The organism is Streptomyces sp. NPDC037288, from assembly GCF_055603265.1.
The window spans coordinates 367810-388168 of the sequence record NZ_JBVJVY010000001.1 but is presented as its reverse complement, the minus strand read 5'-3'; the positions used below and the strand labels follow the sequence as shown (position 1 = coordinate 388168).

The 20359-nt window shown below is 71.5% G+C and carries 14 protein-coding genes; 12 read left to right on the top strand and 2 right to left on the bottom strand.

The annotated features are described in order from the left end of the window. Window positions 1-69 precede the first annotated feature (69 nt). From ACZ7GZ_RS01845 to obgE, 11 genes are all read left to right on the top strand, one after another. On the top strand, window positions 70-534 hold the full coding sequence (locus ACZ7GZ_RS01845; RefSeq protein WP_471019922.1) for a hypothetical protein: 465 nt from the start codon (window positions 70-72) through the stop codon (window positions 532-534). 130 nt (window positions 535-664) lie between these two features. Beyond that, window positions 665-3295, top strand: a complete 2631-nt coding sequence (locus ACZ7GZ_RS01840; protein ID WP_471019920.1) for an amino acid permease — start codon at window positions 665-667, stop codon at window positions 3293-3295. Between the two features lie 34 nt (window positions 3296-3329). Then, entirely contained in the window at window positions 3330-3929 is a 600-nt protein-coding gene (locus ACZ7GZ_RS01835) for a DUF3159 domain-containing protein (RefSeq protein ID WP_471019917.1), read from the top strand. A 37-nt stretch (window positions 3930-3966) separates the two neighbouring features. Beyond that, on the top strand, window positions 3967-5001 hold the full coding sequence (locus ACZ7GZ_RS01830; protein WP_471020191.1) for a hypothetical protein: 1035 nt from the start codon (window positions 3967-3969) through the stop codon (window positions 4999-5001). A 46-nt stretch (window positions 5002-5047) separates the two neighbouring features. Further along, window positions 5048-5824 (top strand): TIGR03936 family radical SAM-associated protein, encoded by a 777-nt coding sequence (locus tag ACZ7GZ_RS01825; protein WP_471019914.1) that lies wholly within the window; start codon window positions 5048-5050, stop codon window positions 5822-5824. A 262-nt stretch (window positions 5825-6086) separates the two neighbouring features. Next, complete coding sequence (locus ACZ7GZ_RS01820) at window positions 6087-10511, top strand: Rne/Rng family ribonuclease (protein WP_471019911.1); 4425 nt, start codon at window positions 6087-6089, stop codon at window positions 10509-10511. Window positions 10512-10674: 163 nt separating this feature from the next. Continuing rightward, on the top strand, window positions 10675-11427 hold the full coding sequence (locus tag ACZ7GZ_RS01815; RefSeq protein ID WP_471019910.1) for a phosphocholine cytidylyltransferase family protein: 753 nt from the start codon (window positions 10675-10677) through the stop codon (window positions 11425-11427). After that, the gene (locus ACZ7GZ_RS01810) at window positions 11415-12476 is read left to right on the top strand and encodes an iron-containing alcohol dehydrogenase family protein (protein ID WP_471019908.1); all 1062 of its coding nucleotides are present in this window, start codon (window positions 11415-11417) and stop codon (window positions 12474-12476) included. The genes ACZ7GZ_RS01815 and ACZ7GZ_RS01810 overlap by 13 nt, the downstream gene beginning before the upstream one ends. A 190-nt stretch (window positions 12477-12666) precedes the next feature. Then, a complete protein-coding gene (gene rplU, locus ACZ7GZ_RS01805; RefSeq protein ID WP_003990208.1) occupies window positions 12667-12987 on the top strand; it encodes a 50S ribosomal protein L21 in 321 nt (106 codons plus the stop codon). A gap of 14 nt (window positions 12988-13001) precedes the next feature. Continuing rightward, window positions 13002-13256, top strand: a complete 255-nt coding sequence (rpmA, locus tag ACZ7GZ_RS01800; protein WP_023550764.1) for a 50S ribosomal protein L27 — start codon at window positions 13002-13004, stop codon at window positions 13254-13256. A gap of 152 nt (window positions 13257-13408) precedes the next feature. Further along, window positions 13409-14854, top strand: a complete 1446-nt coding sequence (gene obgE / locus ACZ7GZ_RS01795) for a GTPase ObgE (RefSeq protein WP_471019906.1) — start codon at window positions 13409-13411, stop codon at window positions 14852-14854. Between the two features lie 99 nt (window positions 14855-14953). Here obgE and galU read toward each other — a convergent pair whose 3' ends face one another. Further along, window positions 14954-15868, bottom strand: coding sequence for a UTP--glucose-1-phosphate uridylyltransferase GalU (gene galU / locus ACZ7GZ_RS01790; protein ID WP_471020188.1), 915 nt, complete (start codon window positions 15866-15868; stop codon window positions 14954-14956). 28 nt (window positions 15869-15896) lie between these two features. Continuing rightward, entirely contained in the window at window positions 15897-18200 is a 2304-nt protein-coding gene (locus ACZ7GZ_RS01785) for a bifunctional glycosyltransferase/CDP-glycerol:glycerophosphate glycerophosphotransferase (RefSeq protein ID WP_471019904.1), read from the bottom strand. Window positions 18201-19174: 974 nt separating this feature from the next. Here ACZ7GZ_RS01785 and proB point away from each other — a divergent pair. After that, window positions 19175-20302, top strand: a complete 1128-nt coding sequence (gene proB / locus ACZ7GZ_RS01780; RefSeq protein ID WP_471019902.1) for a glutamate 5-kinase — start codon at window positions 19175-19177, stop codon at window positions 20300-20302. Window positions 20303-20359 lie beyond the last annotated feature (57 nt).

Here is a 20359-nt window from a genome sequence, read left to right as displayed (position 1 = left end):
AAGAGGAGGAAAGTCGTCATGCGAGGAGCAGCGCCAGCAAAGACGCGGTCGGGACGGGCGAGATGGGGGGTGAGGATCGTCGGCGCCGGTCTGACCGCGACCGCGGTACTGGGTGTCGCCGCCGGTCCCGCGTTGGCACAGGCGGGTCCCCCCAGCAACGCGGGCGTGCAGCCCGTGGAAGTGGCCGACAACCCGCCCGTGTCCTGTCCCACGGGCGCGACCGGGTTCAGAGTGGAGGACCCCGAAACCGGAACCGTCTCGATCCCCGGCGACGGGACCTTGCAGATCACCGTCACCGACACCACGGCGGGACAGGTGTTCAGCTTCAGCATTCCCGCGGCTGATCAACGCGCCGCGGTCAAGGTGACCGCCAAGGGCGGGACCGGCGGCGCCAACGTCTACACGTACGACGCCACGACGGGCTTCCCCAACGGCATCACGATGGACGGATCGCTCCACACCCCGATCAACCCGAGCGGCAAGTTCGCGGACCTCAGCCACATCGACTTCTGCGTCATTCCCACCACCTACTGAGGAAACGGCTGAGGAAACGGCTGAGGAAACGGCCTTCTGAGCCCCCGTCCCGGTCGCGGAGGGGGCTCAGCGGTGTTTCCCGCCGCCCCGCGCTGTTGCGGAGGCGAGCGAACCGGCGTTGCAATCAAGTGTGAGGCACTTTGGCGGCGCCGAGTTCGCCGACCGCCCCGCTCCCGGGACGGCGGCGGGCCGTAAGGGGCTCAAGAACGACGCCCTGGGCATGTTCTCCTCGGTGGCCATGGGCCTGGCGTCCACCGGTCCGGCGTACAGCCTGGCCGCCACGCTGGGCCTCATCGTGGCCGGGGTCGGACTGCAGGCCCCGATCGTCACGATGCTGGCGTTCATCCCGATGCTCCTGGTCGCGTACGCCTTCCGGGAGCTCAACGCGAGCAACGCCGACTGCGGAACCACCTTCACCTGGGCCACCCGCGCCTTCGGGCCACGCACCGGCTGGATGGGCGGCTGGGGCCTCATCGTCGCCAACATCATCGTCATGGCGAACCTCGCCGCGGTCGCCGCCGCCTACGGCTTCCGGCTGGTGGGCCTGGACGACCTCGCGGGCAACCGGCTGTGGACCACCCTGGCGGGCGTCGTCTGGATCACCGTGCTGACCGCGATCTGCTACGTCGGCATCGAGGTCTCGGCGGCCGTCCAGCGCTGGCTGCTGTGCCTGGAAGTGGCGATGCTGATCCTCTTCGCCGTCGCCGCGCTCGTCAGGGTCTACACCGATCCTCCGCCGACCGCGATCCACGTCTCCGCGTCCTGGTTCAACCCCTTCCGGGTGCCGTCGGCGACGGCCCTGACCTCGGGCGTCCTCGCGGGCGTCTTCATCTACTGGGGCTGGGACACCGCCTTCTCGGTCAACGAGGAAACCGTCGACAGCACGCGCATCCCCGGCCGCGCCGCCGTCCTGTCCACCGTGCTGCTCCTGGTCATGTACGGGCTGGTGTCCACCTCGGCGCAGGCGTTCGCCGGAGTCGGCGCCTCGGGCATCGGGCTCGGCAACACGCACAGCTCCGACGACGTGCTCTCCGGACTGGGCAAGGCCGTGTTCGGGAGCCAGGGCACCGGACTGCTGCTGTCGAGACTGCTGATCCTGATGGTGCTGACCTCCGCGCTGGCCTCCGCGGAGACCACCATCCTGCCCCTGGCCAGGACCGTCTTCTCGATGGCGGTGCACAAGGCGGTCCCCTCCCGGTTCGCCCGGGTCCACCGCAGGTTCCTCACCCCGACCTGGGGGACCGTCGGCATGGGAGCGGCCTCGATCGCCTTGTTCGGCTTGCTGGCGTCGTTCAGCCAGAACGTCCTGGCCGACTCGATCGACTCGGTCGGTCTCGCGATCGCGTTCCAGTACGGACTGACCGGCTTCGCCTGCGTCTGGTACCACCGCAAGGTCCTCACCCGCAGCGCCAGGGACCTGGTCTTCAAAGGCGTGCTGCCCGGCCTCGGCGGGCTGACCATGGCCCTGCTGTTCCTCTACGCCACCTTCGTCGTCTACGCGGACCCCAGGTACGGCACGACCACCGTCGACGTACCCCTCATCGGCAGGACGGGCGGAGTCACGGTCCTGGGCCTGGGTGCCCTGCTGATCGGTCTCCTGCTGATGCCGCTGGTCACCCGTGGCCACGGCGTGGCCCTCAAACTCCAGCGGAGCCTGCTTCCGCGCCGTCTGCCGCCGCACGCCGCCGTGGACTCGGCGAGCCGCTATCTGCCCGCCGACAGCGGCTCCGGGGTGGGCGGCGACTGGTACGACGTCATCCCCCTGTCCGGCACCCGGATCGGGCTGGTCGTCGGGGACGTGGTCGGGCACGGTCTGCGCGCCGCGGCCACCATGGGACGCCTGCGCACGGGGGTGCGCGTGCTGGCCCGGCTGGACCTGGCCCCGGACGAACTGCTGTCCCGCCTGGACGACCTGGTCGACCAGACCGGGCACGAGAGCGGCACCGGCCACGGCCCGGGCATCCGGCGCCAGCAGCGGCAGCAGCCCGACGCCGCCCTGGGCGTGAGCTGCCTGTACGCGGTGTACGACCCGGTCTCGGGGAAGTGCAGCCTGGCGAGGGCCGGGGATTCGGTCCTGGCGGTCGTGGCGCCGCGCGGGGGCGCGGTCGACCCTCTTCAGCTGCCGCCCGGACCACCGCTGGGCATCGGTGGCCCGCCCTACCAGAGCACGGACGTCGAGCTGGCGCCGGGCAGCCTCGTCGCCCTCTGCACGGTCGGCCTCCTCCAGGCGGCCGACGACCGTGCCGCCGGGCTCGCGCAGCTGTCCCAGGTCTTCGACGGCGCGGACGCGTCACTGGAGTCGCTGTGCGACAGGGCGGTCACCACCCTGCTGCCCGGGGCGGTGGACGTGGACGCGACGCTGCTCACGGTCCGCACCCGCCGGCTCGACCCGAACCAGTTCACCGAGTGGGCGCTGCTCGCGGACCCGGCGGCGGTGGCGACCATCCGCACCGCCGTCAGCAAGCAGCTCGGCGACTGGGGGCTGGACGACCTGGCGTTCACCACCGAACTCATCGTCAGCGAACTGGTCACCAACGCCATCCGCTACGCCGGCGGCCCGATCCAGGTACGCCTGATCCGCGACCGGGCCCTGACCTGCGAGGTCTCCGACACCGGCCACACCTCGCCCAATCTGCGGCACGCCGCGAGCGACGACGAGGGAGGCCGGGGCCTGTTCATCATCGCCCAGATGACCCACCACTGGGGCACGCGCTACACCCCGACGGGCAAGACGATCTGGACCGAACAGGACCTGCCGTGACCGAACCGCCGACACCCTGACGTAAGGAGCCCCCATGGTGCAGCAGACGGCGTCGAAGGCCCCGGCCAGGAAGCCCGTCAGCACGGGCAACGTCTTCCTCTCGTTCGCCCCGTGGATCATCTTCGGCGTGGTGGCCAGCCCCAGTACCTGGAAGTACGCGGCCTTCGCCGCGCTGGTCGCCTCGATCGTCCTGTCGGGCCGGGACATGCTGCGCGGCAGACTCCGCATCCTCGACATGACCGGCATCGTGTTCTTCGCCGTCCTGTCGGTGCTAGGGCTGGCCCTGGACCGCGGGCAGCTCCTCTGGGTGGAGACGTACGCCCAGGTCATCTCGAACGGACTGGTGGCCGTCGTCGCGCTCGGATCGCTGCTCGTCGACCCCTTCACCGCCCAGTACGCCCGGGAGCACACGCCGCCCGCGGTGTGGGACTCGCCCGTGTTCAAGCACATCAACAGAGTGCTGACGGCTCTGTGGAGCGCGGCCTTCGCCCTCATGGCGGTCTCGACCTGGCTGGCCATCCGCTTCCCCGCCCAGGACGACTGGTTCAACTGGGTCGTCCCGATCACGCTGCTGGTGCTGGCCGTGAAGGTCACCGAGCGCTATCCGGAGTCGTACAAGGCGCGTGCGACCTAGCCGGATCCGAACCGGCGGCCTCGGCGTCTACCCCGGTATGGAACTGCACAAGCCGCATCCCCAGCCCCGGCAGCCGGAAGGGTGCCTCACCGTCGCGATCCGCGTCCCCCTGCGGATTCTCGTCCTGGTGCTGGTGGTGCCGGTGCGAATGGCGTGGGACGCCCTCGTCGTCACCGGAAGGTTTCTGCGGGACACCGTGTTCAGGCCGCTCGGCCGGGCCCTGCTGTGGACCGGAAAGGTCCTGTTCGTCTGGCCGTTCGTGGGTCTGTGGCGCTATGTCCTGGCCCCTGTGGGCAAGGCGCTCGCGTGGCTGGTCACCGTCCTCGTCGTCGTACCGGCGGTGGCGGTGTACCGGTACGTGCTCACGCCCGTCGGGCACGCGGTCGCCTGGCTGCTGAGGGGCGTCGGCGCCGTGCTCGCCGCCGTGGCCACCGGTGTGTACACGGCCGTCTCCTGGTTGGTGCGGTATCTGCTCGTCGTGCCCGCGCGGTGGGTGTACGAGTGGATCCTCGCGCCCGTCGGACGTGCCGTCGCCTGGTGCGTACGCGGGCTGGGGTGGCTGCTGGGCGTGATCGCCACCGGCGTCGGCGTCGCCCTGTACGGGACCCTGCGCGTCCTCCTCGTCCTGCCCGCCCTCGCGCTGTGGCGCTGGGTCCTCGCGCCCGTCGGCCGGTTCCTCGCCCTGGTGGCACGGGAGGTCGGGGACGCCCTCGGGCACGCCTGGCGGATCGCCGCACGCATCTCCCGGGCCGTCGGCCGGGCGCTCGGGACCCTCTTCCGGTGGATCTTCGTGGAGCCGGTGCGCTGGGTGTACCGGACCGTCCTCACTCCGGTCGGCCATGTGGTCCGGGACGCGGTCCTGCGGCCCGTCGCCGAGGGCGCGCGCGTGGTGGGCCGGGCCGTGCGCGAGGCGCTGGCCGGCGCCCGCGAGACGGTACGGCAGGCCCGCGCGGACTTCCGGCGGATGCTGTTCGGAGAGCCCCGGCAGCCGGCCGCCGTGGACCGGCGGGAACCTCAGGGGCCCGCGACACGTACTCTTGGTAGCAGTACGACCGCACTCACGAAGGACTAGGACACTGGGCAAGCGACAGCCCGAAGGCCCGCCGCCCGCACCCGCGGTGCAGCGCATCCGACTGCGCTACACCAAGCGCGGCCGCCTGAGGTTCACCAGCCACCGAGACTTCCAGCGCGCTTTCGAGCGGGCGCTGCGCCGCGCCGAGGTGCCCATGGCGTACTCGGCCGGGTTCACGCCGCACCCGAAGGTGTCGTACGCCAATGCCGCACCCACCGGCACGGGCAGTGAGGCGGAGTACCTGGAGATCGCGCTCACCGCACCGCGCGACCCGGACACGCTGCGCGTCCTCCTCGACGAGTCGCTGCCCGCCGGGCTCGACGTCGTCGAGGCGGTCGAGGCGCGGACCACGGGCCTCGCCGACCGGCTCACGGCTTCCGTCTGGGAGCTGCGGCTGGACGGCGTCGACCCGGCCGACGCCGAGCGCGCGGCCCTGGCCTTCCAGAACGCCGGGACCGTCGAGGTGCAGCGGATGACCAAGAACGGCGTCCGTACCTTCGACGCCCGCCCGGCCGTGGTGAGCCTGGAAACGCACGGTTCACCGGCTGATAGGCCGACCGACCAGCCCTGTGCGATACTGCGGCTGGTTGTTCGGCACGTGACGCCTGCCGTACGACCCGACGACGTCCTGTCCGGTCTCCGCGCCGTGGCCGACCTGGCGCCGCCGGTCCCCGCAGCGGTGACCAGGCTGGCGCAGGGGCTGTTCGATGAAGAGACCGGCACGGTGACCGACCCGCTCGCGCCCGACCGCGAGGCAGCCGAGGCCCTGACGGCCCAGCCGGCTGCCGCCGCGACGGCGCCGACGCCGGAAGGTCCCGCGTAGGGACGGACGTCGTAGCGCCGCCCTGGTACTCGGGAGCCACCTGGGTCGGGCAGCGCACCGACCAGAAGACTTTCGCCAGGCCGTACCGACAAGGCGTACGGAACCGGCGAGACAGGACACAGAGTGCTCCCGTGTGGCGCCCGCGCCCCGGACGGCGGCCATCGCGGATCACGCGGGCCGCGGACGTCAACGGCGGTCGGTCCCTCGAGACCGCCGCCGGACCAGGCGCGGCGCCCGGGAGCCTGACGGGAGAAACGCCCGCATGCTCGAGCCGACCGAACCCCATGAGGGTTCCGAACTGAACACTCCCAGCGACACCCTGCCGCCGCGCAGGCGTCGCCGTGCCGCTTCCCGCCCGGCCGGCCCTCCGGCCGGCCCGGAGGCAGCCGCCGAGGTGACGGTGCCGGCCATACCGGCCGCGGACTCCGACGAGATCACCGAGGCCGCTGCTGCGCAGGGCACTGAAGAGGCTGTAGCCGCCACTGAGGCCGAAGAGGCCATTGAGGCGATCGAGGCCGAAGAGGCCGTTGAGGCTGTGGAGGCCGCCGTGGAGAGCCCCGAGACCACAGAGCCCGTCCCGGCGTCCGGCGCCGAGGAGGCCCCTGCCGCCGGCCGTCCGCGCCGTCGGGCCACGCGGCGGGCGTCCGCGCCCGCGGGGGCGCCGTCGACCGCCGAGGCCGTCGTACCGGCCACGCCCGCCGTCGCCGAGACGGAGAAGCCCGCTGCCGTCGCCGAGGGCGGCGAGGTCGTCGTCGGCGAGGAGGCCGCCCCGCGCCGCGCCCGCCGCCGCGCCACGCGCAGCGTGTCCACGCCGACCGGTGCCACCGGTGCGCCGGAGGAGGCCGCCGAGGCCAAGACCGAGGCTGCCGCCCCCGCCGAGGCTGCCGCCCCCGCCGAGACCGCTCCCGCCGGCCGTCCGCGCCGCCGGGCCACCCGCCGCGCGTCCGCGCCGGCCGGGGCACCGGTGTCCGCGGAGGCCGCCGAGACCGTCGTACCGGCCACCGCCGCTGCGGGTACGACCGCTGTCGCCGAGGCCGGGAAGTCCCAGGAGGAGCCCGCCGCCGAGGTGCCGGCTCCTGCGGGGGAGGAGGAGGGCGCGCCCGCCGGCCGTACCCGCCGTCGTTCCACCCGCCGCGCGTCCGCGCCCGCCGGGGCACCGACGGCCGCCGTCGAGGTGGCCCCGGCCGCTGCCGCCGCAGAGGCGGCCCCCGCTGCCGAGGTCCCCGCCGCTGCCGAGGTCCCCGCCGCCGAGGAGGCCGCCCCGCGCCGAACCCGGCGCCGGGCCACGCGCCGCGTGTCGGCTCCCGCCGAGGCCGCCGCCGCTCCTGTCGCCGAGGCCGGGGAGACCGTCGCCGAGGCCGCGTCCGCCGACGCCGGGGCGCACACCCCGGAGCCCCCCGTCACCACGCCCACCACCGGGCCCGCCCCCGCCGCCGCGCAGGCACCCGCCGAGGAAGCCGCTCCGCGTCGTGCCCGGCGCCGGGCCGTGCGCCCCGTGTTCGGGTTCTCCGAGCCCGCGCCGTCCGCGCCGTCCGCCGAGACCGAGGACGCCGAGGACGAGGCCCCGCGCCGTCCCGCCCGTCCCGCCGTCGCCGTCTTCCAGGCGCCGGTCTTCGCCGAGCCGAAGTTCCAGACCCCGGAGCGCGCCGCCGCCGAGGCCGCCGCGGAGGCCGCCGAGGCGGAGGAGCCCGAGGAGCACGCGGAGGTGCACGCGGAGGAGCGTGCGGAGGAGCGGGCCGAGGCCGGCTCGCGCCGTCGCCGTCGCCGCCGGGGCGCCGCCGAGGAGGCGCAGACCGTCCAGGCCGAGGAGCCCGAGCAGGCCGAGGAGCCCGTCGAGGACCTGGCCGAGGGCGAAGAGCCCGAGGAGGCCGAGGACACGGAGGGCGCCGAGGGCTTCGAGGAGGCCGGCTCGCGTCGCCGTCGCCGTCGTGGCGGTCGTCGTCGCCGTCGCGGGGACGCCGCCGAGGGCGAGGGCGTGGACGCCGAGGCCGAGGCCGACGAACTGGCCGCCGAGCAGGCTGCGCAGGACGCCGAGGACACCGCCGAGCAGGAGGAAGAGGACGCCGAGGAGGCCCAGGACGAGGCCGCGTCCTCCAGCGCCGGCAGCCGTCGCCGCCGCCGGCGTCGCCGCCGGGCCGGTGACACCGCCGTCGACACCGAGCCCGGCGAGGGCGACCCGGAGCGCACGGTCGTCAAGGTCCGCGAGCCGCGCAAGCCCAGCGAGCCGTCCGACGAGGTGCAGTCCATCAAGGGCTCGACCCGTCTGGAGGCCAAGAAGCAGCGCCGCCGCGAGGGGCGCGAGCAGGGCCGCCGGCGCGTTCCGATCATCACCGAGGCCGAGTTCCTGGCCCGCCGCGAGGCCGTCGAGCGCGTGATGGTCGTGCGCCAGCACGGCGAGCGCACGCAGATCGGCGTCCTGGAGGACGGCGTGCTCGTCGAGCACTACGTCAACAAGGAGCAGTCGACCTCGTACGTCGGCAACGTCTACCTGGGCAAGGTGCAGAACGTCCTGCCGTCGATGGAGGCCGCCTTCATCGACATCGGCAAGGGCCGCAACGCCGTCCTGTACGCCGGGGAGGTCAACTTCGAGGCGCTGGGCATGGCCAACGGCCCGCGCCGCATCGAGTCCGCCCTGAAGTCCGGCCAGTCGGTCCTCGTCCAGGTGACGAAGGACCCGATCGGCCACAAGGGCGCCCGTCTGACCAGCCAGGTCTCCCTGCCGGGCCGCTACCTCGTGTACGTCCCCGAGGGCTCGATGACCGGCATCAGCCGCAAGCTGCCCGACACCGAGCGGGCCCGGCTGAAGACCATCCTCAAGAAGATCGTCCCCGAGGACGCGGGCGTGATCGTGCGCACCGCCGCCGAGGGCGCGAGCGAGGACGAGCTGCGCCGGGACGTCGAGCGGCTGCAGGCGCAGTGGGAGGACATCCAGAAGAAGTCGAAGAACGGCAGCGCCCCGTCGCTGCTGTACGGCGAGCCGGACATGACCGTCCGCGTCGTCCGCGACATCTTCAACGAGGACTTCTCCAAGGTCGTCGTCAGCGGTGACGACGCCTGGGAGACGATCCACGGGTACGTCTCGCACGTGGCCCCCGACCTCGCGGGCCGTCTGTCGAAGTGGACCTCCGAGGTCGACGTTTTCGCCACCTACCGGATCGACGAGCAGCTCTCCAAGGCGCTGGACCGCAAGGTCTGGTTGCCCAGCGGCGGTTCGCTGGTGATCGACCGGACCGAGGCGATGGTCGTCGTCGACGTCAACACCGGCAAGTTCACCGGCCAGGGCGGCAACCTGGAGGAGACGGTCACCAGGAACAACCTGGAGGCGGCCGAGGAGATCGTGCGCCAGCTGCGGCTGCGCGACCTCGGCGGCATCATCGTGATCGACTTCATCGACATGGTCCTGGAGTCCAACCGCGACCTGGTGCTGCGCCGCCTGCTGGAGTGCCTGGGCCGGGACCGTACGAAGCACCAGGTGGCCGAGGTGACCTCGCTGGGCCTGGTGCAGATGACCCGCAAGCGGGTCGGCCAGGGTCTGCTGGAGTCCTTCTCCGAGACCTGTGTCCACTGCAACGGCCGCGGTGTCATCGTGCACATGGAGCAGCCCGCCGCCGCCGGCGGCGGCGGTGGCAAGCGTAAGAAGCGCGGCCGGGGCGGTGACGTGCAGGAGCACGTGCACGAGACCGCCGCCGTGGCCGTGGAGACCGGTGAGGCCGTCGAGCCTGAGGTCGAGACCGCCGTCGAGGTGGCCGCCGAGGTCGCCGAGCCGGTCGCCCTTCCGGCCCCGGACTTCGCGCCGGACGAGGAGCTGTACAGCAGCGTCGCCGAGGCGGAGGCGGCGGCCACCCGTGGCCGTACGCGGCGCCGGGCGAGCCGCCGGGCCTCGGCTCCGGCGGGCGCCCCGAAGGCGGAGAGGCCCGCGAAGGCCCCTCGTGCCCAGGCTCCGCAGGCTGAGGCCGCTCAGGCGGAGGCCCCGACGGCCGAGGCGCCGACCGCGCAGGAGGTCACCGCCGAGGAGGCGGCCACGCGTCCCGTGCGTCCGGAGCCGGCCGCCGAGGCCCTGGCCGAGCCCGCGGCCGTCGAGGACCAGGTGGTCGCGGCACCGCAGGCCGAGGCCGCCGAGGAGGCCGCGCCCAAGGGCCGTACGCGCCGTCGTGCGACCCGGAAGGTGTCGGCGCCGGCCGGTTCCCCCGCGGGTGCCGAGGCGGCCGTGGTGACGGTGCCCGAGACCGCGCCCGCGGCCGAGGCGCCGGTGGCACAGCCCGAGCCCGAGGCCGCGGCTCCGGTCGAGGAGGCGCCCGCCGAGAGCGCCGCCCCGGCCCGCCCGCGCCGCCGTGCCGTGCGCGTCGCCAGCGCGCCGGCCACGTCCGAGGAGGCGGCCGTCGTGGTCGTCCCGTCGGCCGCGGCGGAGGAGGCCCCGGTCGCCGAGGAGCCGGCCGAGGAGGCCGCTCCGGCCAAGAAGGCGGCCCGCAAGACCGCCAAGAAGGCCACGGCGAAGAAGGCCGCCGCCAAGAAGACGGTGGCCAAGAAGACCGTGGCCAAGAAGGCCGTGGCCACGAAGACGGCCGCAAAGAAGACGACGGCCAAGAAGGCGGCGAAGACCGCCAAGACGGCCGCCGCGAAGTCGACGGCGAAGAAGAGCGCGGCGGCCCCGCAGACGGTGTCGTCCGGCTCCGCCGACGACAGCTGACCTGCCGCCGTGACACGGTGTGGTCCTGTCCCCGTGCGGACAGGACCACACCGTTTTGCCGTCGGGCCGGGCCACCGTGCCACGGACCCGGCCTGCCGGCGTCGTAGCGACGAGACCTCCGCCGCGACGCCGGCACCCATGTGAAACAAAGGAGAGAACCGCGATGATAGGCCTCGTGCTGGCGGCTGGTGCCGGACGGCGTCTGCGCCCCTACACCGACACCCTGCCCAAGGCTCTCGTGCCCGTCGGGGCAGAGGACGCACCGGACGCCCTCACCGTCCTCGACCTGACCCTGGGCAACTTCGCCGAGGTGGGGCTGACCGAGGCCGCGATCATCGTCGGCTACCGCAAGGAGGCCGTCTACGAGCGCAAGGCGGCCCTGGAGCAGAAGTACGGCCTCAAGCTCACCCTCATCGACAACGACAAGGCCGAGGAGTGGAACAACGCCTACTCCCTGTGGTGCGGCCGTGACGCCCTCAAGGGCGGCGTGATCCTCGCCAACGGCGACACCGTGCACCCGGTCTCCGTCGAGAAGACGCTGCTCGCCGCGCGCGGCGACGGCAAGAGGATCATCCTCGCCCTGGACACCGTGAAGTCCCTGGCGGACGAGGAGATGAAGGTCGTCGTGGACCCCGGGAAGGGCGTTCGGCGGATCACCAAGCTGATGGACCCGGCGGAGGCCACCGGCGAGTACATCGGCGTCACGCTCATCGAGGGCGACGCCGCCGAGGACCTGGCCGACGCCCTGAGGGCCACGTTCGAGCGCGACCCGCAGCTGTACTACGAGGACGGCTACCAGGAGCTGGTGAACCGCGGCTTCAGGATCGACGTCCAGCCGATCGGCGACGTGCCGTGGGTCGAGATCGACAACCACGACGACCTCGCCCGGGGACGGGAGATCGCATGCCGGTACTGACCAGGCTGATCCCCTCGCCGGTCGTCGTGGACATCCGCCCGGGTGCCCTGGACGACCTGGCGAGTGTCCTGGCCGACGAGCGCATCTCGCACTCCGGCCGGCTCGCCGTGGCCGTCAGCGGCGGCTCGGGTGCCAGGCTGCGGGAGCGCATCGCCCCGTCGCTGCCCGGCGCCACCTGGTACGAGGTCGGCGGCGGCACCCTCGACGACGCCGTCCGGCTGGCCGACGAGATGAAGTCCGGCCGGTACGACGCGGTCGTGGGACTCGGCGGCGGCAAGGTCATCGACTGCGCGAAGTACTCCGCCGCGCGCATCGGACTGCCCATGGTCGCCGTCGCCACCAACCTCTCCCACGACGGCATCTGCTCGCCCGTGTCCATCCTGGACAACGACGCCGGCCGCGGCTCGTACGGCGTGCCCACACCCATCGCCCTCCTCATCGACCTCACGGTGATACGCGAGGCCCCGATCCGCTTCGTGCGCTCGGGCATCGGCGACGCCCTGTCCAACATCTCCGCGGTCGCGGACTGGGAACTGTCCAACCGGGTCAACGGCGAGAAGCTGGACGGCCTGGCCGCCGCCATGGCCCGCCAGGCGGGCGAGGCCGTGCTGCGCCATCCGGGCGGATGCGGTGACGACGGGTTCCTGACCGTGCTGTCCGAAGGGCTGGTGCTGTCGGGCGTCGCCATGTCGATCGCCGGCCACACCCGCCCCTCGTCGGGCGCCTGCCATGAGATCAGTCACGCTCTCGACCTGCTGTATCCGAAGCGGGCGGCGAGCCACGGCGAGCAGGTGGGCCTCGGTGCCGCCTTCGCCACGCACCTGCGCGGCGATCACGAGGGGGCCCGGCTGATGGCCGACGTGCTGCGCCGGCACGGGTTGCCCGTGGTGGCGGAGGAGATCGGCTTCAGCGACGACGAGTTCGTCCGGGCCGTGGAGTTCGCCCCGGAGACCCGGCCCGGCCGGTACACCGTCCTGGAGCACCTCGAACTGTCCTCCAGGGGTATCAAGGAGGCGTACGCGGACTACGTCACCGCGGTCGCTGCGTGAGCCCGACGCCCAGTTTGACCCCTACGGCCGTGCCCCGTAACCTTGACCGTCGGCGTGTCCATTGAGCACGTCACATCCCCGTAAACCTCTTCCTCCCGGGCACTGGGTTGGCTGGGAGAGGTCGTCCATGCGTTTCTGGGCGGCTGGCCTGCGGGGGTGCCGGTTCTGAACGAGCGAAAGAGAGATCCGCGTGTACGCCATCGTGCGCAGCGGTGGTCGCCAGCACAAGGTTGCTGTCGGCGACATCGTTGAGGTTGACAAGATTTCCACCGCCAAGGTTGGCGACACGGTCGAGCTCTCGACCCTGCTCGTTGTCGACGGCGACGCTGTGACCAGTGACCCGTGGGTGCTGGCCGGCATCAAGGTCCAGGCCGAGGTCGTGGACCACCACAAGGGCCAGAAGATCGACATTCTGCGCTACAAGAACAAGACCGGTTACCGCCGTCGCCAGGGCCACCGCCAGCAGTACACGGCGATCAAGGTCACTGAGATCCCCACGGCTGCGAAGTAAGGGACTGAGAACAGATGGCACACAAGAAGGGCGCATCGTCCACCCGGAACGGTCGCGACTCCAACGCCCAGCGGCTCGGCGTGAAGCGCTTCGGCGGTCAGGTCGTGAACGCGGGTGAGATCCTGGTCCGCCAGCGCGGTACCCACTTCCACCCCGGCGCCGGTGTCGGCCGCGGCGGCGACGACACGCTGTTCGCGCTGCAGGCCGGTGCGGTGGAGTTCGGTACCCACCGTGGCCGCAAGGTCGTGAACATCGTTCCGGTCGCCTGAATCGGCTGATTCGAGGAGTCTGATTCCAGGCTCCGACCGAACGCTTCGCGAGGCGGACCTCACTTCCCGGTCGGGAAGGCGGGTCCGCCTTTCGCGTGTTGACCCTTGTGTCAACGACCAGACATACCCGCACTTTCTGGAGGCACTGAACCATGACCACCTTCGTGGACCGCGTCGAACTGCATGTCGCCGCGGGTAACGGAGGTCACGGCTGTGCCTCCGTACACCGCGAGAAGTTCAAGCCGCTCGGCGGCCCGGACGGCGGCAACGGCGGCCGTGGCGGTGACGTCATCCTGACCGTCGACCAGTCGATCACCACGCTGCTCGACTACCACCACTCCCCGCACCGCAAGGCCACCAACGGCAAGCCCGGCGAGGGCGGCAACCGCTCCGGCAAGGACGGCCAGGACCTGATCCTGCCGGTGCCGGACGGCACGGTCGTACTCGACAAGGCGGGCAACGTGCTCGCCGACCTGGTCGGCCACGGGACCTCGTACATCGCCGCGCAGGGCGGCCGCGGCGGCCTCGGCAATGCGGCGCTGGCCTCCGCACGCCGCAAGGCGCCCGGCTTCGCGCTGCTCGGCGTGCCCGGGGACCTGCACGACATCGTCCTGGAGCTGAAGACCGTCGCCGACGTGGCGCTGGTCGGCTATCCCAGCGCCGGCAAGTCCTCGCTGATCTCCGTGCTCAGCGCGGCCAGGCCGAAGATCGCCGACTACCCCTTCACGACGCTCGTACCGAACCTCGGTGTCGTCACCGCCGGTTCCACCGTCTACACCATCGCCGACGTGCCGGGTCTGATCCCCGGTGCCAGCCAGGGCAGGGGCCTGGGCCTGGAGTTCCTGCGGCACGTGGAGCGGTGCAGCGTGCTGGTGCACGTGCTGGACACCGCGACCCTGGAGTCCGACCGTGACCCGGTCTCCGACCTCGATGTCATCGAGGAGGAGCTGCGGCAGTACGGCGGCCTCGGCAACCGGCCCCGGATCGTCGTCCTGAACAAGGTCGACGTGCCGGACGGCAAGGATCTCGCCGAGATGGTCCGCCCCGACCTGGAGGAGCGCGGCTACCGCGTCTTCGAGGTGTCGGCGGTCGCACACATCGGGCTGAAGGAGCTGTCGTACGGGCTCGGCGAACTGGTCGCCAAGGCGCGCGCCGCGAAGCCGAAGGAGGAGGCGACGCGGATCGTCATCCGGCCGAAGGCCGTGGACGACGCGGGCTTCACGGTCGTCCGCGAGGAGGTCGGCGGGGAGCCGCTGTTCCGGGTGCGCGGCGAGAAGCCCGAACGCTGGGTGCGGCAGACCGACTTCAACAACGACGAGGCGGTCGGCTATCTCGCCGACCGGCTCAACCGTCTCGGTGTCGAGCAGGAGTTGATGAAGGCGGGTGCCCGGTCCGGTGACGGCGTCGCCATCGGTCCCGAGGAGAACGCGGTCGTGTTCGACTGGGAGCCGTCGGTCACGGCCGGCGCGGAGATGCTCGGGCGTCGTGGCGAGGACCACCGCTTCGAGGAGGCCCGCCCTGCCACCCAGCGGCGCCGGGACCGGCAGGCCGAACGCGACGAGGCCGGCCGGGAGTTCGACGACTTCGAGCCGTTCTAGCCCGAGCCGTTCCACCCCACCGCGCGCAGCAGCGGCAAGGAAAGAGGGCGGGCCGGAGGTTTTCCTCCGGCCCGCCCTCTCACCTTCTCGGTGCCGGCGTCAGCCGGCGTCGCCCGTCAGCTCCTGGCCGACGTAGTCGCGGAGCCAGGTCCGGAAGCCCGGGCCCAGGTCTTCACGTTCGCACGCGAGTCTGACGATGGCACGCAGATAGTCGCCCCGGTCGCCGGTGTCATAGCGGCGGCCCTTGAAGACGACACCGTGCACCGGGCTGCCGGCCTTCTCGTCCGTCGCGAGCTGCTGGAGCGCGTCGGTGAGCTGGATCTCGCCACCGCGGCCCGGCTCGGTCTCGCGCAGTACGTCGAAGATGTGCGGGTCGAGGACGTAACGGCCGATGACCGCGTAGTTCGACGGGGCATCCGCCACCTCCGGCTTCTCGACCAGACCGGTGACCCGTACGACGTCACCGTCGGCGGTCGGCTCCACGGCCGCACAGCCGTAGAGGTGGATCTGCTCGGGCGCGACCTCCATGAGGGCGATCACGCTGCCCCCGTGCCGCTCCTGCACCTCGATCATGCGCTGCAGAAGCGGGTCGCGCGGGTCGATCAGGTCGTCGCCCAGGAGCACCGCGAACGGCTCGTGGCCGACGTGCGGGGCGGCGCACAGCACCGCGTGGCCCAGGCCCCTGGGGTCGCCCTGGCGCACGTAGTGCATGGTCGCCAGGTCGCTGGACTCCTGCACCTTGGCGAGCCGTTCGGCGTCGCCCTTCTTCCCGAGCGCCGACTCCAGCTCGTAGTTGCGGTCGAAGTGGTCCTCGAGCGGACGCTTGTTGCGTCCGGTGACCATGAGCACGTCGTCGAGCCCCGCCGACACGGCCTCCTCGACCACGTACTGGATCGCCGGCTTGTCCACGACCGGCAGCATCTCCTTGGGAGTGGCCTTGGTCGCCGGCAGGAACCGGGTACCCAGGCCGGCCGCCGGGATGACGGCCTTGGAGATGGTGGGGCGGGAAACCATGTGGTGCTCGTCTCTCTCGTTCTGCACGTCAGGCGCCGATGAGGCCACGCTCGCCGGTCGGCTGCAGTGGAATACGTGCCTTGGCGAAAGCGGTCGGTGCGGGCGCCGGGGTCCGCTCGTCCAGGGGCAGTACCGCAGGGGCGGGCTCCTGGCCGAGGAACAGGCGGCGCACCACGCGCTCCGCCGCGTTCCCGTCGTCGAACTGCACGAACCGCTCGCGGAACGCCGCCCGCAACTCGGCGGCCCTGTCGCTGTTCCAGGCGCCGGAACGGAAGACCTCGATCAGCTCGTCCTCGGTGGTCGCGGTCGCGCCCGGGGTCTCGCCCGGCTCGCCGGAGAGGATGTCGAAGTAGACGCCGCGGGCCTTGCGGTAGACCTCCCAGTCGTCCGCGTAGGTGACGATCGGGCGGTCGAGGCAGGCGTAGTCGAACATGATCGAGGAGTAGTCCGTGATCAGCGCGTCGGCGGCCAGGCAGAGGTCCTCCACCACCGGGTACTTCGACACATCCTTGATCAGACCGCGCTCCTGGAGCGCCTCCAGGCGGGGGTCGGCGCCGTAGAAGTAGTGAGTGCGCACGAGGACGACGTGGTCGGGGCCCAGCTCGCGGCAGAACCGCTCCAGGTCGATGCGGGGCACGTAGCCCTTCTGGTAGTCGCGCACCGTCGGGCAGTAGAGGATGGCGGTCTTGCCTTCCTCGATGCCGAGTTCACGACGGATCCGCAGGACGTCGTCCGCGGTGGCCCGGAAGTAGACGTCGTTGCGCGGGTAGCCGTACTCGACCGCCTCGAACGCGCAGGGGTACACCCGCTCCCAGATCTCCGTGGAGTGCTGGTTGGAGGTCAGGCTGAGGTCCCACTTGTCGGCCCGCTCCAGCATCTTGGCGAAGCTCATGCCCTTGGCGGCCGCGGGGTACTTCTGCTGGTCGATCCCCATCTGCTTGAGGGGGGTGCCGTGGTGCGTCTGCAGGTGGACCTGCTCCGGGCGCTTCACGAAGTTGTTGGGGAAGTTGACGTTGTTGACGAGGTACTTGGCGCGCGCCATGACCTCCCAGTAGCGGGGCGAGTTCGCCACCACGTAGTCCACGCCCGCCGGGACGGTGTCCACCGCGTCGCGCTTCACGATCCAGACGCCGTGGACGTTGGGGGCGAGTTCCTTGGCCTTGTGGTAGATGGCCGCGGGGTTGCAGGCGACGCCGCGGTTCCAGTAGGCCGCGTAGACCGCGAGGTTCTCGTCCACGGGACGGCGCAGGTGCAGCTGGTACAGGCGGTTGTAGGCCGCCTTGCCGAGCTTGGTCTTGACCTTGGTGGCCCGCTTGATCACCTGGCGGCGGGTGTTGCCGGCGGCCGTCACCGCCGCGTACGCCGTGTAGGAACCGCGCTCCAGCAGCTGGAACCGGACGCCCTGCGAGCCCTCCGGCAGGACGAAGCCCTTCGGCTTGTAACGCCGGTAGCTGGCGGCCGACAGCTTGAAGAACTCGGCGCGGTCCTTGGGGACGATGCGGTCCTCACGGGCCAGCGTGAACAGGTAGTGGCTGGCCGCGCGCTCGAACAGCAGCGCCCGCACGGACTCCAGGTGGGGGCGCTCGTCCAGGAACTCGAAGAGCCGGGCGTACTGCTCGAAGATGCCGAAGTGCTTGCGGCCGGGCGTGCGCATGGAGTTGCCCTGGCGGCGCTGGCGGTACTCGACGCAGACGTGGTCGGTGGCGGCGATGCGCTCCGCGGTCAGCATGGTCTTGTAGACCATGAGCGCGTCTTCGTAGATGCCGTCGGTGAAGGTGAAGTTGTGCCGGTCGACGTAGAACTCTCGGCGGTAGGCGCGGTTCCACACCACGGCGAACATGGTGAGGTACTCGGGCCGCTCCAGGGCGGTGAAGACGTCCGTGCCGGCGGCGGCGAGCATCTCGCCGGCCGCGCTCGCCTGGACGCGGTTGGTCCAGTAGGTGCGGACGTGGTTGAGCAGCAGGATGTCCGGGTTGTCGGTGACCTCGAGGCGCTCGGCTATCGCCTGCAGCGCGCCGTCGGCGAGGGTGTCGTCGCTGTCCAGGAACAGGATGTACTCACCGCGGGCCTTCAGCGCACCGGCGTCCCGGGCCTTTCCGATGCCCCGGTTCTCCTCCAGGTGCACCGGTACGACACGGTCGTCGAGGGCGGCGTACTCGTCGAGTATGCGGCCGCAGGAGTCGGGGGAGTGGTCGTCTATGGCGACGATCTCGAAGTCCTCGAAGGACTGGGAGAGGATGGAATCCAAGCATGCGCGCAGATACCCCTGAACTTTGTAAACAGGGACAACCACGCTTATTTTCGGCGAAGCGCTTCCATTCGCGAGGGGCATGCTTGGGGCTCCTGGACTGTCGGTTCAGACGCAACCGCGTCCCGCAGCTGGACCGCGGGACGGGGGACGAGAAGGCACAAGGAGTGCGAGGTTAACGTTGATTTAAGCCTACCCCAACGTGACTAGTGGGATGTTCTTACCTCGCGCCGTCCGTTGCTGGTCAACCGGGGTGTGGCAAGACTCACCCCGGCGTCCGCACGTCTTCCTATCAGACCGGTGTGTCCTTGTAGTAAATGCTCGCCCGCTTGCTCCGGTCGGTGTCCGAGGTGAACGACGCGAAGCCGCTGCACAGCCGCGGCAACGACGGGTTGGCGGGGTCGGGATCCGGCCGCCTCCTCGCCGCTGTACCGCGAGCCGGTTGTTGACCGGGGCGGTGGCGCGGGTGGTGCGGTCGACGCGGCTCTCCAGGGTGCACCGGGTCAGCAGGAGGTCGCCGTCGGCCTCGCGGTCGGTGCCGGAACACGACTGCGTCCCAGCGGGGAGCTGGAGTCCGCCGTCGACCAACCGCACGGTGAAGACAGCCCCGCGGGAGTTGTCGATCGAGCATGGCGATGGAAACCCCCAAGACGAAAAGAGAAAAGCGCCGATCTCCGCGCCTTTGGCACATAAAAAGGACATGCCGTGCCAGGGGGCTGCCTGGATTGCCGGCCGGTTATTAAAGCACCCGGGCAATCCGTTTTGTCCCGTATGGGTGCGATTGGCTTTGTGTCGCCCACGCGCCGCGGACCCGCTCCTTTTGACCGTTTGTGGTTGATGTTCGGTCAGAGGGGTGGGGGTGCGTGATACGTGCGTCATGCAGGCGCGGCTTCGTCATAACGGTCTCCGGTGCGTTGCCGTCCGCGGATCCCACCGACCGCGACGCCCTGGGGCGCCGTCCGCTCAGTGGACCGCGGCGCAGGGTCCCGTCCCCTTGGCGTAGATTGCGACGCGGAGCGGCAGGGCTGTGAAGCGCGCGTGAAGGGGACGGACCGCAGGTGGCAAAGGCAAGGCAGGCCGTACGCGAGGCCCGCAGGATCGTCGTCAAGGTCGGTTCCTCCTCGCTGACCACCGCCGCGGGCGGCCTGGACGCCGACCGCGTCGACGCGCTCGTCGACGTCCTCGCCAAGAGCCGCAGCGGCGGCGAGAAGGAGATCGTCCTCGTCTCCTCCGGCGCCATCGCCGCCGGCCTCGCCCCGCTGGGCCTGCGCCGCCGCCCCAAGGACCTCGCCCGCCAGCAGGCCGCCGCCAGCGTCGGCCAGGGACTGCTCGTCGCCCGCTACACCGCCTCCTTCGCCCGCTACGGCGTCCGCGTCGGCCAGGTCCTGCTCACCTCCGACGACATGAGCCGCCGCGCCCACCACCGCAACGCCTCGCGCACCCTCGACAAGCTCCTCGCGATGGGTGCCCTTCCGATCGTCAACGAGAACGACACCGTCGCCACCGACGAGATCCGCTTCGGCGACAACGACCGCCTCGCCGCCCTCGTCGCGCACCTCGTCCACGCCGACCTCCTCGTCCTCCTCTCGGACGTCGACGGCGTCTACGACGGCGACCCCGGCAAGCCCGGCACCTCCCGGATCGCGGAGGTGCGGCGGCCCGAGGACCTCGCGCACGTCGAGATCGGCAGCGCGGGCAAGGCCGGCGTCGGCACCGGCGGGATGGTCACCAAGGTCGAGGCCGCCCGGATCGCGGCCGCCGCCGGCATCCCCGTGGTGCTGACCAGTGCCGTGCACGCGGCGGACGCCTTGAGCGGCGCCGACACCGGCACCTACTTCCACCCCACCGGCAAACGCTCCGCCGACCGGCTCCTGTGGCTCCAGCACGCCTCCACCCCGCAGGGCGCGCTGACCCTGGACGACGGCGCGGTGGACGCCGTCGTGAAACGGCGCAAGTCCCTGCTGCCCGCCGGAATCGCCGCCGTCGAGGGCGTGTTCACCGCCGGTGACCCCGTCGAGCTGCGCGACACGGCGGGCCACGCGGTGGCCCGGGGGCTCGTCAACTTCGACGCCAAGGAGATTCCGCGGCTGATCGGGCGTTCGACCCGCGAGCTGGCCCGGGAGCTGGGCGCCGCGTACGAACGCGAGGTCGTACACAGGGACGACCTGGTGCTGCTGCACTCGTAAAACGGGACGTAACGACAGCCCCCGGTGGGGGACGTTGCGTAAAACCGCCCCGCGGTG

What these genes read in the sequence shown, in the direction of transcription:
- ACZ7GZ_RS01835 (WP_471019917.1), top strand. Translation starts at nt 3,330, where the DNA reads ATGGTGCAGCAGACGGCGTCGAAGGCCCCGGCCAGGAAGCCCGTCAGC.
- ACZ7GZ_RS01830 (WP_471020191.1), top strand. Translation starts at nt 3,967, where the DNA reads ATGGAACTGCACAAGCCGCATCCCCAGCCCCGGCAGCCGGAAGGGTGC.
- ACZ7GZ_RS01820 (WP_471019911.1), top strand. Translation starts at nt 6,087, where the DNA reads ATGCTCGAGCCGACCGAACCCCATGAGGGTTCCGAACTGAACACTCCC.
- ACZ7GZ_RS01815 (WP_471019910.1), top strand. Translation starts at nt 10,675, where the DNA reads ATGATAGGCCTCGTGCTGGCGGCTGGTGCCGGACGGCGTCTGCGCCCC.
- ACZ7GZ_RS01810 (WP_471019908.1), top strand. Translation starts at nt 11,415, where the DNA reads ATGCCGGTACTGACCAGGCTGATCCCCTCGCCGGTCGTCGTGGACATC.
- rpmA (WP_023550764.1), top strand. Translation starts at nt 13,002, where the DNA reads ATGGCACACAAGAAGGGCGCATCGTCCACCCGGAACGGTCGCGACTCC.
- obgE (WP_471019906.1), top strand. Translation starts at nt 13,409, where the DNA reads ATGACCACCTTCGTGGACCGCGTCGAACTGCATGTCGCCGCGGGTAAC.
- galU (WP_471020188.1), bottom strand. Translation starts at nt 15,868, where the DNA reads ATGGTTTCCCGCCCCACCATCTCCAAGGCCGTCATCCCGGCGGCCGGC.
- ACZ7GZ_RS01785 (WP_471019904.1), bottom strand. Translation starts at nt 18,200, where the DNA reads ATGCCCCTCGCGAATGGAAGCGCTTCGCCGAAAATAAGCGTGGTTGTC.